Raw genomic sequence first — 13,695 nt, 5'->3', positions numbered from 1 at the left:
TTATGGTTTTATAGGTTGGTTGTTGTATAAATATTTATCCATTAAATAGATAATGCTTGCCATAGAAGCGCTACCTAACTCAAGCTCACGTTTATTTACTTTATCAAAAGTATCTCTACTTGTATGATGATAATCGAAATAACGTTGAGAATCTGGTCTGTAGCCAACTAAAGTTACATTTTCTCCTTTTAAAGGACTAATGTCTGCGCCAGAACCACCTTTGTCTAAATCGTGTAAACCATAAGGTGATAACAGTTTTTTCCAGCTTTGTAAAAGTTTTGTGTTAACCGTATTTGCATCAATAGAAAAACCTCTTGGTGTATGTCCACCAGCATCAGATTCTAAACCACCAATATGATTTTCTTTATTCAATTTTGCCAATTCAGCATATTTTTTTGCGCCTCTAACTCCGTTTTCTTCATTCATAAAAAAGACAACTCTTAAGGTGTTTTTGGGTTTGATGTTATTTTTTTTAAATAAATAAGCAACTTCTAAAGATTGTACAATACCAGCTCCATCATCATGTGCACCTTCACCTAAATCCCAAGAATCTAAATGACCGCCAACTACAAAAATATTTTCTGGCGTTTTACTTCCTTTAATTTCTCCAACCACATTAAAAGAAGGAGCATCTGGCAGCGTTTTACAATTTTGTTTAAAGTAGAATTTTAGATTTGGATTTTTTTGTAAATCATTACTTAAAATATTTGCAGCTCTACTGCTAATTGCAGCTGCAGGTATGTGCTTTTCTTTAGGTAAATCTCCGTAAATTAACGTACCAGTATGCGGATAATCATCTACAGAATTTGTCATAGAACGCACAATAACACCTTTTGCACCAAAGGCTCCACAAACAGCTGCACCTCTAACTCTTTGGTCTACACAACCGCCATAAGCTTTAAAAGTGTGTATTAAAGTATTATCGAAAGGACGATTAAAAAACACTATTTTTCCTTTCATTTTATTGCCTAAAGCTTTGGCTTCTTCTAAGCTTTTAACTTCAATTACTTCTGCTGAAACTCCAGAACTTGGTGTTGCTACCGAAAAACCTAAAGCACAAATGGGTACGTTTTTTTGTGTTCCGTTAATTGTGTAATTGGCAACTTCTTTTTCTCCACGAACCCAATGTGGAACCATAATAGGTTGTAACCAAACTGAATCTAAACCCACTTCTTTCATTAATTTTTCTCCCCAAACAACAGCCTTTGCAGCTTGTGGAGAACCCGACAAGCGTCCGCCAACATTTTTGGTTAAATCTCTTAACCACTCGTAAGATTTACCTTGAGTTAAAACTGAGTTGAATAGTGTTTTTATTTTTGTAGAATCGAGTTTTTCTTCTGATGATAATCCTTTAGTATTTACTGCTTTTTCTTGTTTTTTATTACAAGAGGCTAATATTAATACAGATAATAGTAATAAAAACGATAGCTTTTTCATTAGTTGTTGATTTTTAGAACTGATAAATCTACAAAAATGAAATGAGAAATGAATTAAGATTTAAAAATCGAACTTATAAGTAATACCTCCTAAAACTTGAATTCCTTGTGTGTTAAAGTTAGCAAAACGTTGGTATTTTGTGTTTAATAGATTGTTAACATTTAGAAAAGCTGAGAATTTATCATTAAAATGATATCCTCCATTTAAGTTTATATCTACAAAAGAATTTAAGGTTTGTATTCCTTTTAAACTAGAAGGATGTAAAGCATTGTATAAAGCATCTTTTCGTTCGTTTACATAAAAAATGTTTGTTGTGGCAAACCATTTGTTATTTTTATATTTTGCAGCTAAAGTAGCTTCAAGGGTTGGTAAATTCCAAGGTTTTAAAGCCTTTTTAGTTTCATAATTATTGTAATTTGCAGAAGCTCCTAAGGTGATTCTTTTTGTTAAATAATATTCAATTTCACCAAAAAAAGAAGTTGTTTTTACATCATCATAATACAGATTAAAAGAGTTACCGTATTCATAACCTTTTAATTGTAAACCCTTAATTATTGATGTTGAACCATCAGATTTTGTGTTGTTTCTTAAAAATAATGGTTTGTCTTCTTCATTCATAGAACTGAATTTAAAATTGTAAACCAAGTTGTTTGTAATATTTCCGTTTAAACCTACAAATAAGTTTTGCTTTTCTAAGGTTTGAGTTATGAATTGAGTAGGAGAAATATATGGGTTTTTATCTGAAAAACTTTTGTAAGTATTTGTTTTTAAATCACTAAAAAAACCACCATATATATTTAAATACTCTTTAAGTATTGGGCTTTGAATTTTTAAGTTTGGCAGTAAAAATATATTGTTAGATTTGTTTTCAGCATCTAAAGAAACATAGGTTTTTAATGAAGTTTCTACTGCTATTTTTTTTATTTTAAAATTATATTCTGGTTGTAATTTAACAGTTAGAATAGAATAATTTACATTGTTAGTGTTTTCGTAATTATTTTTAAAATTGCCTTTTAAAAATTCTACACCTGTTTTAATAGCAATATCATCTAGACCTAATTTTAAAAACTCTAGAGGAAAATCTAATTTTGCATTAAAACTAGCTAAAATTTCTTGTGATTTAAATCTGTCAGTAAAATAAGAAAGAGATAATTTTGAGTAATCTATATAAGAATCGTGAAACTTAAAATCGCCATTAAGTTTAAAGTAATTATACGTCTGTTTTTCATTAATAGAATTTAGAGTTGTTTGCTTAAAAACGATACCTGGCAAACCATACCAATTGTACTCGTTTTTTTCAGAAGAAAAACTTACTTTCCAATCAAAATACCTGTCTTCTTGTCTGTAAAAAGCGCCCATCTTAAAATTAGAAAAACTACTGTTTAAAAGTGTATTTTTTATATTGCTTTCTGATGCTAAGTATTTAGCAGATAAGCCGAATTCGTTTTTAAAACGAGTGTTGTGATATAAAAAAACATCGACAAAAGGACTGTTATAATTACCATAACCAAGCGCAAGATAGTTTTTGTAAATACGTTCTTTAACACCTACATCAATACCTTTTACAACGCCACTTCTTGGTACAAATGTAGAGGCAACAGGTGCAGAAAAAATAGTGTATGCTAGTTTTTTTTTCTTGCTTTTTTCTAGAAGTTTTATGGTTGGGTTTTTCTTGATTTTTTTGGCATCAGCAATTTTTGGGTTGAAAGCAGTAACAACTTCTACAACCTCAGTTTTAACAGTATCTTTTGTTTTTTCTTTTGGCTTTTCTTGTGCCATTCCAGAAAAAAAGCCAATCAAAATTAAAAATATAGAAATTCTTTTTTTCATTTAATTTTTACCTTCTGGTGTTATAGAATTATTTTTTTTAGCCTCTTTTTCTTTGATAGCATTTAATTCAGTTTGAGCTTCCTGAACAATATCTTTAAATTGCGTAAAATTCTTAATTACATTTTCTAAAACATAAGTTGCTTGATATACATCTTTTTGTCCATAATAGTTTTTACCCATAATAACGTAACTTTTAACTGCCCAAAATTTATAAGCAGAATAGTTGGCTATTAAATTTTGTACAACTTTGTTAGAATCAGCATACTCTTTTTGTTTGTTTTTAAAAAAAGCATTGTAGTAAAGCGCCTCAGCTTTTAAAGCACCTTTTGCATTTCTTTCTACGGCTAAGAAATATTCTTCAGCAGTAAAAAAATCTTGAGTTTTAAATGCAGATCTTGCTATAATTGTTTTAGCATCTAACTCTAAGTTTGTGTCAATTTTATCTCTTTGTAATATTTTTTTAGCATAATCTATAGCAAAATCATAAGCTTTAGTTTCATAATATCCTTTCATTAAATTACTTTGCGCGTACAGCAAATTTTCTTGAGAATACGCTTCTTGTTCTAACCTATCTAAATAGGGTAGTGCTTGGTCAAATTTATTGTCTTGTAAATAAATTTGAGTTAATTTGTTTAAAGATTCTTCGCTAAATTCATTTTGTTCTTCTTCTAAAACAACTTCAAAATAAGTAATTGCTTTTTTAAATTCTTTAACTTTAAAAAGGATGTCTGCTAAATAATAATTTGCTTTTAATTTGTGAATTCCGTCTGGAAAAGCTTTGGTATAATCAGTGAGATTTTTAATGATTTCATCACCGTTTTTAGATTCGAAATATTTTTTTTCTGCCACAGCAAAAGTGGTGTTATCTAAATCTGAATTTGTTACGTTAATGAATTTTAAAGAGCTAATCCAACTTACATAATCGTCTAAATTACCTTTGTCTATATAAACATTTCTAGCATTTGCTACCGCCTCAAAAGCATCAGGAGAATTTGGAAATTGTTTTGCTACTTGTTTAAATTTTTCTAGGGCTTTATCTCCATTATTATCATTGTAAAATAATAATCCTTGACGTACCAAAGCTTTAGGAATAAATATACTTGTACTATGTTTTTTTAGCAATCTATCATAAGCTTCATGTGCTTTTTTGTTATTTTTTATGGTGGTATAAGTATTGGCAAGCTGAAATAAAGCATCGTCTTTTAACGATGAAATTTGATAATCATTTACCACTTTTGTTAATGCAGTTATTTTTTTATCATTATTACCTGTAAATCCGTAAATCATACCAATTTGATATTGAGCATAATCAGCTCCAGCACCAAAGTTTTTTACAATTGTTTGGTAAGAATTTATGGCTTTATTGTATTTTTTTGAGGCAAAATAACTATCGCCTAAACGTATATAAGCATCATCTTTTACACTATTATCTATAGAGTCTTTTTTTAAGAATTTATTAAAAGCAACTGCAGCAGCCTCATAATTCTTAAGTTTAAAATTACTGTAACCAACGTTGTAAAGTAATAGTTTTAAATCACTACTACTTTCATTTTTGGCAATTGTATTTAAAGAAGTAAATTTTGTTAAAGCATCTTTATAATTTTTTAGTCTATATAATGTTTCTGCTTCCCAATATTTTGCTTTATTACTGATGATTTTGTTATCAGATTTACTACTATTTGTAAAAAAAGGAATTGCTTCTTTTAACTTATTATTGTTAAATAATTGGATGCCTCTGTAAAGAGAAACTTCAAAAGTTTGAGTAATATTTTCTTTAGATTTCTTTTTTGATAAAAAAGCCAAAGCACCTTCATAATCTTGTTGATGTATGTAAGATGAAACTACTAATTTGCTAATTTCATTGTAAGATTTAGATTTTGGATATTGTTTTAAATAATCTTGCAAAACAGCAGCTACACTTTTAAAAGGATTACCTTCTTCGTAACTAAGTTTTGCATAGTTTAAAGCAGCATCTTGTTTTATATTAGTATCAAAAGTCATTTCAGAAGCCGTTTTAAAAGCATTTAAAGCTTCTGTTTTTTTATCTAATTTTAGATAACATTCTCCTAAATGATAATATGCGTTTTGAGAAATTGCATTTTTTTCCTCGATAATTTTATTAAAGTTATTAATGGCGTTTTCAAAATCGTTTTGTTTGTAATAAGAATATCCTAATTGATAAAAATCGGTATTAGACCATTTTCCTTTTTTTCCTTTAAAAGCTTTTAAATAAGGAATAGATTCAGCATATTTTTTTAGATTAAAATAACTTTCTCCAATTATTTTAGAAATTTCTGATTTGTCTTTTCTTTTTGCTTCTTTAATTAGTTCTGTACCAATTAATAAACAGCGTTTAAAATTACCAGCCTTAAAATTAATATCTAAAAGATAGTAAGAAATTTCTACTCTATAAGTTTCGTCGTTTTCTATTTCTTTAAGCGTAGATTCTGCAATTCCGTAATCTTCTAATTTGTAAGCTATGTAGCCATAATAGTATCTAGAATCGTTACCATATTTTGCATCATTTATCAACAATAAAAAACGTTCTTTAGCTAAAGTGTAATTTTTTGTAACCAAAAAACAGTATCCCATTTTGTAATTAAGCTCGTTTCTATTTTCATTAGAAAGCATATCTACATTTACTTTTTGATACCATTTTAGCGCATAAGCTGCTCTTTTATTGGCAAAATAATAATTAGCTACATTGTAAAATGCTTTATTTTTTTTATTACTATTTGGGTTTTTATCTACAAATTGTAAAACTTTTTTATCAGCATCTGTTTGTCTCAGTTTTATGGCGCACATTGCTTCATAGTAAGAAGCATCTGATTTTAAATTAGAGCTATTTGTAGCCAAAGTTTTAACAGAATTAAATTTTTCTTGAGCAGAGGCATACGCTTTGTTATTGTATAGTTTTAGGGCATTATTATATGCTGTAATAACATTTGTGTCAGCAAAAGACTGCTGACCAAAACTAGCCAAAGATATAAGGCAAATAAAAAAGAATAGAAAGTGTTTTCTTATAAAAACAGTGTTCATACAATTATTTTTGGTACTCAAAATGAATAACGAACAATTTTAATTTTTGTTTGATTGGAGGAGAAAAAATATTTAAATATTTATATCAAAAGTAACAATTGTTTGTAATTTATTGCGTAAAATAGATAGAAACTTATAAGTTTGTATAAACTTCTTAAATTATGGAAAAACCTGTTTTATGTTTAGAAAATGCAGCTATTTATCAAAGAGATAATTTGGTGTTATCTAAAGTGAATTTAACTATTAATAAAGGAGATTTTTACTATTTAATAGGAAAAACAGGTAGTGGTAAAAGTAGTTTAATGAAAACTTTATATGGCGATTTGCCTCTACAAAAAGGTACAGGAACCATTGTTAATTTTGATTTAAAAAAGTTAAAAGAAAAAGAAATTCCGTTTTTAAGAAGAAAAATTGGCATTGTATTTCAAGATTTTAAATTATTGAGTGATAGAAATGTTTTTTCTAATCTAGAATTTGTTTTAAAAGCTACAGGCTGGAAAGACAAAGAAAAAATAAAAGAAAAAATTTACGAGGTTTTAGACAAAGTGGGAATGAAAACTCAGTATTATAAAAAAACCTTTGAGCTTTCTGGAGGAGAACAGCAAAGAGTTGCCATTGCAAGAGCTTTGTTAAACGATCCTGAATTCATTTTAGCAGACGAACCTACAGGAAACTTAGACCCAAAAACTTCTTTAGAGGTGATGGAGTTGCTAAACACCATTCACAAAAACGGAAAAACTATTTTAATGGCAACACACGATTATCAATTAATTGTAAAGTACAAACAAAAAACGATAAAATGTGAAGCAGGTGAGTTGTTTGAAGTAACTCAAAAAACAACTACTTAATGCTTTCAGTTCTTGTGGCAACATATAATTGGAATATAGTTCCGTTAGTTAAAGAATTGCATCAGCAATTAGGGAAATCAAAAATTACTTTTGAAATAATTTGTATAGATGACGCTTCCAATTCCGTTTTTAACACAGAAAATGAACAAATAAATTCATACTCTAGTTCTAAATTTGTAACACTTTCTAAAAATATTGGCAGAAGTGCTTTAAGAAACTTATTGGCAAAAAAAGCAACATACAATTGGTTGTTATTTTTAGATGCCGATGTTTTACCTACTTCCGCAAAATTTATAGAAAACTACGTTAATGTTATTCAACAAAATTGTGGTAAAGTTTTTTTAGGTGGAATTGCATATGATAATAATGAAAACACTGATTTTCTTCGTTGGAAATTTGGAAAAAAAAATGAAGAAAAACCAACAGGAGTAAGAAATAGCAATCCTTATAACTATTTTTTTACGGCAAATTTTTTAATAGAAAAAAGGATTTATAATTCTATTAGGTTTGATGAGAATCTAACAAAATACGGTTATGAAGATTTGTTGTTTGCTAAAAATTTAAAACAACAAAAAATAGCTGTAAAACATATTAATAATAGTGTTTTTCATTTGGGAATTGATGACAATAAAACTTTTTTAGAAAAAACAAAACAAGCATTAGAAAACTTACAGTTTTTAATAAATTCGGATAAAATAAATGTAGAAGACACAAAGATTTTTAAAACTTTTTTTAAGTTAAAAATTATTGGAATACCATTTATTCTCAATAAATTTTTGTTTTTTTTTGAAAGACAAACCATAAAAAAAGCTTCTTTATTTTATTATCACCTTTATAGATTAGCATATTTACAACAGATTGTTAAAAATCGGAATTAGTTTTTGCGATTCATTTTCCCAAGTTAATTCCTTTTTTGCTTTTTTTAGTTCCGAATTAAAATCCTTTTTAGTCATTTCTTTTATTTGATTTGCTAATTTTTTTGGAGTTCTTTCTTCCACAACTTCACCCACTTTATAGTTTAAAATAATTTGTTTCATTTCTGGTAAATCTGAAACTAAAATAGGAACTTCAGCTTGTATATAATCAAATATTTTATTAGGTAAAGCATACCTGTAGTTTAAGCCTAAGTCTTCTTCAATACTAATACCAATATCTGCTAAAGGAGTTAGTTTTTGTAATTTTTCTGGAATAATTCTCCCTAAAAAATACACATTATTTTCTAGTTTTTTGTTTTTTACGATTAATTTTAAATCATCAATAACATCACCAGAACCTATAATTACTAAAAGATAATTGGGTAAAAAACTCATTGTTTCAATCATTAATTCTAACCCTCTGCCTAGATTTATACTTCCTTGATATAAAATTATTTTTTTACCATCAGTAGTAAACGGAAATTCACTTTTAATAATTTTATTTTTCTTAAAAGGTAAATTACGAATCACTTTAAAATTTGTAGTGTATTTTTTGTTGTAATAATTAGCAATACTGTTACAAACTGTATAACAGTTTGTGATTTTTGGAAGTAATTTTTTTTCTAAATTTACCCAAACTTTTTTTACAAAAGGTCTTTCTATAAGTTCAGGTATTTCTGAAAAAAGTTCATGGCTATCATACACCAGTTTTTTTCTTTGAAGAACACTAATTATATAATTAGGTAGAAGAGTGTCTAAATCATTAGAAAGTAAAATGTCTTTTTTAGAAAACAAAAGAATAATAAAGAGCCTAAAATTATATTCTGCATAAAAAAGAAATCCTTTATTAAAAAAGAGAGAGATTCTTTTTGTTTTGTAGTTTCTATTTAAAGGTAAATTAGTTTTTAAGAATCTACCTATTAAAAGAATTTCAAAGTTATTTTGTTTTAAAATAGTACATACTTTTTCTACTCTTTGGTCGGTAGATAAATCATTGGTAACAGAAACTATTATTCTTTTCAATTCTTTAAATTTAATAGGATGTTAAGCAAAAATATACTTTTTAGTTTTTTTACGGTTTTAAAAATAGAATAAAAGAACAGAAAAGTAATTATAATAGGATTATCTGTACCAAAACAAGTGATTTTTAAGCTTTTAATTTATGTTTTAAAGAGAAAATCTGTATAGTTTAAGAAAAATATATTAAATTCGCAACAATAATAATTGCATTGAAAAGGTTAAATAATATTTATTAATTAACTAATTCCCCCAAAAAATGTGCAAATGCCCATCCTGTAATTCAAGCTTCAGAAGAAGGTTGTCTAGAAATTTAGTGTTAAAATTATTGCCAAAAGCAAGAGCTTATAAGTGTTACCACTGTAAAGCAAAGTTTTTAAACATTCCTTATTTTTTTTCGCCTATAGTTTTTAAAAGAGGACTTAAAGAAATTGGTAATAAAATTATTAATAAAGAAAAATTAATTATTAATTAGAAATAACTACTTGGAAAAATGCACCAAGCGGCAGAATAATAAAATCCGATACTAAAATTGCAAAGAATTATCTTCAAGAAAAAGAGATTAAACAACTGGAGCGAACTGTAACAGGGTATTTTGATTATATCGAAAACCTTATAGAACGTAGAAACACCTTTACAATGGAAGAATTGGCTGAGAGTATCAATAAGTTTTTAGCATTTAACGAATATAAAATATTGCCAAATTTAGGCAAAGTATCACACACCTAGGCAGTTAAAAGGAAAGAAAAAATAAATCAATAAAATAGAGTTTACACTATCAATATTTCTGTCAAGCATAGAATAAGAAAATTAACGTTACTTTTTTCCACAAAATAGCAAACCTGGAAAGAAAACGCTAAAATTTACCACGTTATGACAACGTGGAAAGAAAAATAAAAAAAGGCAACGCAATACTGTTCAAGTGTATTTAAAGGAAATTAGAAGAAGGCTAATTGAAACTTTTTACAATTACATTGACGCTTTCAACAAAAATGATACTGACTTAATTGAAAATATAAAGGAGCATTTTAATTCAGTCTATGCGATTTATTTAACAAAATCCATAGAAGAAGAAAAATGCTTTAGTGGATCACCACTCATTATTTATACAGAGTTTTTTGAAAAGAAATTGAATAAAAATAAACTTAAAAATATTGATTTTGATGAGGTTGATTTTATAAAAAATGAGTTTAAAGAACTTTACAATTTTTACTATAACTACATTCACACATTATAACCCACTATCATTAAAATCAAAAACAAAAGAAATAAAGCAGTTTTTTTATGCTGATTTATTACATAAACAAAATAAAAATAAATTTATTGATATTTAAAAAAAAGGTTGAGTTTCTCGAAGCTGAATTATATAAGAGAGGCGTAAATACTGAAGTAGATTGTGAGTTTGGCTATCCAAACATTATTTTCTCTATAAACAAAGAAAAAAGAGACGAGTATATTTTAGAAAATTCACAAAGACTAAATAATAAAAATACCGAAAACTTACATCCATCTATCTTTGAGGATGGTGCATTTAATCATTTTTGATACTTTTATAGAAAAGTTGACTAATAAAAACCTCAACAATTTGATTATCAAAAAGTTGAGGTTTGATAAAGTGGAGACGCCGAGAATCGAACTCGGGTCCAAACAAGCAGCCAAAAAGCTTTCTACATACTTAGTTTCTGTTTAGTTTTCGTTTAAAAGCTGATCAAAAACAACCCACTTTTAACTTAGCTTCTTTTGTTTCAAAAACTTGCCGAAGCTACAAGTTTTCTATATTTACTTTTACGATGCCCAAAAGTGAAACGCCGTAAATCAAGGCTTTTCGTGGACATAAAGCTTGCTCACCTAGTGAGCCGAGGCTAATCTTACTATAATTCAGATTATGCAGCTAAAGCGTAGTTATCTTCGCCGTTTAAATGTTTGAAATAAGTTTTACAAGAATAATTTCATTCCTTGGTATGCTTACAAATTCACTGACCTTGCTGTCAAAACCAGTCGTCCCCAAAATGTCAAAGACAAAAAAAGTAGGTCAAAAAGTATGCCTAATTTTTTGGGCGTTTAAACGGGCTTTCGGCAGTCGCTCTTTTCAAGGAGCTCCAACAAATGCCTCAATCCCTAACGCGGGCTGCAAAGATAACAAAACACGTTTGTACAAACCTATAAAAAATGGTAAATTCGCAAGACTTCAAAAATTAAAAAGGAATATGAAATTTGGCATTATTAGAGAGCGTAAAAATCCACCAGATAGAAGAGTTGTTTTTTCACCAGAAAAATTACAAGAATTAAAGAAAAATTTCCCTAAAGCTTCTTTAAAAATAGAAAGTTCAGGGATAAGAGTTTTTTCTGATAGTGAATATCAAAAAGTAGGATTAGAAGTTTCCGAAAATATGTCTGATTGTGATGTTTTATTAGGCGTAAAAGAAGTGCCAATAAATGCTTTAATCCCAAATAAAAAATACTTTTTCTTTAGTCATACCATCAAAAAACAACCTTATAATAGAAAGTTATTACAAGCAATTTTAGAAAAAAACATAGAATTGTACGATTACGAAACCATCATCAGAAAAAACGGAGCACGTTTAATTGGTTTTGGGCGTTACGCAGGCATTGTAGGTGCTTATAATGGTTTTAGAGCTATTGGTTTAAAAAAAGAAACTTTTAAGCTACCAAAAGCAGAAAATTTAGACAGCCAAAAAGAATTGGTAGATGAATTAAATACAATCAATTTACCAAAAGGATTTAAAATTTTGTTAACAGGAAATGGAAAAGTTGCTTACGGAGCTAAAGAAATGCTAGATGCAATGCATATTAAACAAGTTTCTGTAACAGAATATCTTAGTCAAGATTTTAATAAACCTGTGTATTGTTTGGCTGATGTGTTAGATTACAATAAACGTAAAGATGGGCAAGTAATTAATAATAGAGATTTTTACAATCATCCAGAAGAATATATATCTAATTTTATGCGATTTGCAAAAGTAACCGACTTTTTTATTGCAGGCCATTTTTTTGGTGATGGTTCTCCGTATTTATTTACTAGAGAAGATGCAAAACATCCAGCATTTAAAATAAAATTTGTAGCAGACATTTCTTGCGATATTGATGGGCCTGTAGCATCAACAATTAGGTCATCAACCATAGCAAATCCCATTTATGGTTATAATCCGCAAACAGAATCTGAAGTTGATTATAAAGATGAAAATGCTATTGTGGTGATGGCTGTAGATAATTTACCTTGCGAATTGCCTAAGGATGCTAGCGAAGGTTTTGGAGAAATGTTTCTACAAAATGTAATTCCTGCTTTTTTTAATAACGATAAAGACGGAGTTTTAGCAAGAGCAAAAATGACAGAAAACGGAAAGTTGACAGAACGTTTTTCGTATTTGCAAGATTATGTAGATGGTAAAGAATAGATTTGTTAGTTGTTAGTGTTACCTTGAGCGCAGTCGAAAGGTTATTTAAAAATGGAAGAAAACCAGAAATTTCTTATAGATGTATCTAAAATGAAAATGCCTTTTGGTAAATACAAAGGCACATTCTTAATTGATTTGCCAGAACATTACATTGTTTGGTATAAAACCAAAGGATTTCCCGCAGGGAAGTTAGGACAACAATTAGAGTTGGTTTACGAGCTTAAATTAAACGGTTTAGAAGATATTGTTAGAGAAATTAAGAAACGTTATTAATCCTTTTTTCTGCAACCAATATTATAAATGTACCAACTAAATAAGCAATTAAATCTCCAACGCTAAAAGAAGTTCCTAAAATAATTCTTAAATAGTTTTCTACTGCTTTAGGATATATATTTTGTAAACCTGATAATTGTAAAAACTCAATCGCAAAAGCAATTATCAAAACTAAAAAAGCAGTTTTATTTACAGAAATTGTAAAAAAACTTTTTATCAAACAATACAAAAAAATGACTGCTAAAACATCACCAACTGTGTGACGTAAAAAACCTGTTGCATATTTTGCTATTAAAATTTCAATGACAAATAGTATTATAAAACAGATGAAGTATTTTTTATTGAATTTTATCATTCTTTATTTCTTGGCTACAACTCCGTAAGTAATATGAGCAATTCCTAAAATAGTAAGAGAAGAATACCAATAGTTAGGAATTAGAAAACATAGCAGTGCCAAAAGAATACTCAAGCTTGAAAGTATGAGTATATTTTTTCTTTCTTTATTTTTAAAAAAGAATAATAAGATTCCATAAAGAATAAGAAAAATAGGAGTAAGGTAATTTATGAAACCAAAACAGTTTAAAATAAATAAAACAGAAAATAGGATTAAAAAACCTATTAAATACTTGTAAAAAGTAGTTTTGGTTTTTTTATTCCAAAGTTTATATTGATGCTTTTTAGCATTCCTTTTTCCATTAAAGAATAATGCTAAAGAAGATAAAACAAAAAATAAAAGTACAATTACAATTATCAATGTTTCTAAAATTTCTACAGAAAACATTCCAGCAAGATGATCATCAATTAAAAAACCATCTAGAATGTTTTTAATTAAATAACTACCCAGTAAAAAGTAGATTCCAATAAGGATACTGGTAAATCCTTTTAAAATAAAATTGACAGAATTATTGTCTTGCATTCAGC

Annotated in this window: 13 protein-coding genes and 1 other RNA gene; 7 read left to right on the top strand and 7 right to left on the bottom strand. The window is 27.9% G+C overall.

Annotated elements, in window-relative coordinates:
- The 3 genes from ACY2RX_RS12740 to ACY2RX_RS12730 are packed head-to-tail and all read right to left on the bottom strand — an operon-like array spanning position 1 to position 6,306.
- Positions 1–1,437, bottom strand: a complete 1,437-nt coding sequence (locus ACY2RX_RS12740; protein ID WP_490104357.1) for a M20/M25/M40 family metallo-hydrolase — start codon at positions 1,435–1,437, stop codon at positions 1–3.
- A 60-nt stretch (positions 1,438–1,497) separates the two neighbouring features.
- Positions 1,498–3,267 carry a hypothetical protein gene (locus ACY2RX_RS12735; RefSeq protein WP_490104356.1) on the bottom strand — a complete coding sequence of 590 codons (1,770 nt, stop codon included), beginning with the start codon at positions 3,265–3,267 and terminating at the stop codon, positions 1,498–1,500.
- Positions 3,268–6,306: a tetratricopeptide repeat protein gene (locus tag ACY2RX_RS12730; protein ID WP_490104355.1), complete on the bottom strand. Its 3,039-nt coding sequence runs from the start codon at positions 6,304–6,306 to the stop codon at positions 3,268–3,270.
- 161 nt (positions 6,307–6,467) lie between these two features.
- Between ACY2RX_RS12730 and ACY2RX_RS12725 the strand changes: the two genes are divergently transcribed.
- Positions 6,468–7,154 carry a cell division ATP-binding protein FtsE gene (locus tag ACY2RX_RS12725; protein WP_490104354.1) on the top strand — a complete coding sequence of 229 codons (687 nt, stop codon included), beginning with the start codon at positions 6,468–6,470 and terminating at the stop codon, positions 7,152–7,154.
- On the top strand, positions 7,154–8,032 hold the full coding sequence (locus tag ACY2RX_RS12720) for a glycosyltransferase family 2 protein (RefSeq protein ID WP_490104353.1): 879 nt from the start codon (positions 7,154–7,156) through the stop codon (positions 8,030–8,032). The genes ACY2RX_RS12725 and ACY2RX_RS12720 overlap by 1 nt, the downstream gene beginning before the upstream one ends.
- On the opposite strand, the gene ACY2RX_RS12715 is transcribed toward ACY2RX_RS12720, so the two are convergent.
- The gene (locus ACY2RX_RS12715; RefSeq protein ID WP_490104352.1) at positions 8,003–9,091 is read right to left on the bottom strand and encodes a glycosyltransferase; all 1,089 of its coding nucleotides are present in this window, start codon (positions 9,089–9,091) and stop codon (positions 8,003–8,005) included. The two genes, ACY2RX_RS12720 and ACY2RX_RS12715, sit on opposite strands and share 30 nt — an antisense overlap.
- Positions 9,092–9,562: 471 nt before the next feature.
- On the opposite strand from ACY2RX_RS12715, the gene rhuM reads away from it, so the two are divergent.
- The 3 genes from rhuM (at position 9,563) to ACY2RX_RS12700 (ending at position 10,630) form a co-directional block, all read left to right on the top strand.
- Entirely contained in the window at positions 9,563–9,814 is a 252-nt protein-coding gene (gene rhuM, locus ACY2RX_RS12710; RefSeq protein ID WP_490104378.1) for a RhuM family protein, read from the top strand.
- A 193-nt stretch (positions 9,815–10,007) separates the two neighbouring features.
- Positions 10,008–10,322 carry a hypothetical protein gene (locus ACY2RX_RS12705; protein WP_490104351.1) on the top strand — a complete coding sequence of 105 codons (315 nt, stop codon included), beginning with the start codon at positions 10,008–10,010 and terminating at the stop codon, positions 10,320–10,322.
- Positions 10,323–10,369: 47 nt separating this feature from the next.
- Positions 10,370–10,630, top strand: a complete 261-nt coding sequence (locus tag ACY2RX_RS12700) for a hypothetical protein (protein ID WP_490104350.1) — start codon at positions 10,370–10,372, stop codon at positions 10,628–10,630.
- Between the two features lie 68 nt (positions 10,631–10,698).
- Here the strand turns inward: ACY2RX_RS12700 and ssrA are convergent.
- Positions 10,699–11,091, bottom strand: a transfer-messenger RNA (tmRNA) gene (gene ssrA, locus ACY2RX_RS12695).
- Between the two features lie 201 nt (positions 11,092–11,292).
- Between ssrA and ACY2RX_RS12690 the strand changes: the two genes are divergently transcribed.
- The gene (locus ACY2RX_RS12690) at positions 11,293–12,501 is read left to right on the top strand and encodes an NAD(P)-dependent oxidoreductase (RefSeq protein ID WP_490104377.1); all 1,209 of its coding nucleotides are present in this window, start codon (positions 11,293–11,295) and stop codon (positions 12,499–12,501) included.
- A gap of 51 nt (positions 12,502–12,552) precedes the next feature.
- On the top strand, positions 12,553–12,774 hold the full coding sequence (locus tag ACY2RX_RS12685) for a DUF3820 family protein (RefSeq protein ID WP_490104349.1): 222 nt from the start codon (positions 12,553–12,555) through the stop codon (positions 12,772–12,774).
- On the opposite strand, the gene ACY2RX_RS12680 is transcribed toward ACY2RX_RS12685, so the two are convergent.
- Both ACY2RX_RS12680 and ACY2RX_RS12675 read right to left on the bottom strand, forming a co-directional pair.
- The gene (locus tag ACY2RX_RS12680) at positions 12,758–13,129 is read right to left on the bottom strand and encodes a ribosomal maturation YjgA family protein (protein WP_490104348.1); all 372 of its coding nucleotides are present in this window, start codon (positions 13,127–13,129) and stop codon (positions 12,758–12,760) included. The two genes, ACY2RX_RS12685 and ACY2RX_RS12680, sit on opposite strands and share 17 nt — an antisense overlap.
- A 3-nt stretch (positions 13,130–13,132) precedes the next feature.
- Positions 13,133–13,690 carry a hypothetical protein gene (locus tag ACY2RX_RS12675; protein ID WP_490104347.1) on the bottom strand — a complete coding sequence of 186 codons (558 nt, stop codon included), beginning with the start codon at positions 13,688–13,690 and terminating at the stop codon, positions 13,133–13,135.
- Positions 13,691–13,695: the final 5 nt, after the last annotated feature.

It is taken from the genome of Polaribacter sp. 2405UD43-2, assembly GCF_058147125.1.
This window is presented reverse-complemented; position numbering and strand designations above follow the sequence as displayed.

Bases quoted from the DNA above. Each gene is read 5' to 3' on its own strand.
- ACY2RX_RS12740 (WP_490104357.1), bottom strand. From the start codon at position 1,437: ATGAAAAAGCTATCGTTTTTATTACTATTATCTGTATTAATATTAGCC.
- ACY2RX_RS12730 (WP_490104355.1), bottom strand. From the start codon at position 6,306: ATGAACACTGTTTTTATAAGAAAACACTTTCTATTCTTTTTTATTTGC.
- ACY2RX_RS12675 (WP_490104347.1), bottom strand. From the start codon at position 13,690: ATGCAAGACAATAATTCTGTCAATTTTATTTTAAAAGGATTTACCAGT.
- ACY2RX_RS12685 (WP_490104349.1), top strand. From the start codon at position 12,553: ATGGAAGAAAACCAGAAATTTCTTATAGATGTATCTAAAATGAAAATG.
- ACY2RX_RS12720 (WP_490104353.1), top strand. From the start codon at position 7,154: ATGCTTTCAGTTCTTGTGGCAACATATAATTGGAATATAGTTCCGTTA.
- ACY2RX_RS12690 (WP_490104377.1), top strand. From the start codon at position 11,293: ATGAAATTTGGCATTATTAGAGAGCGTAAAAATCCACCAGATAGAAGA.
- ACY2RX_RS12680 (WP_490104348.1), bottom strand. From the start codon at position 13,129: ATGATAAAATTCAATAAAAAATACTTCATCTGTTTTATAATACTATTT.
- ACY2RX_RS12735 (WP_490104356.1), bottom strand. From the start codon at position 3,267: ATGAAAAAAAGAATTTCTATATTTTTAATTTTGATTGGCTTTTTTTCT.
- ACY2RX_RS12725 (WP_490104354.1), top strand. From the start codon at position 6,468: ATGGAAAAACCTGTTTTATGTTTAGAAAATGCAGCTATTTATCAAAGA.
- ACY2RX_RS12700 (WP_490104350.1), top strand. From the start codon at position 10,370: ATGCTGATTTATTACATAAACAAAATAAAAATAAATTTATTGATATTT.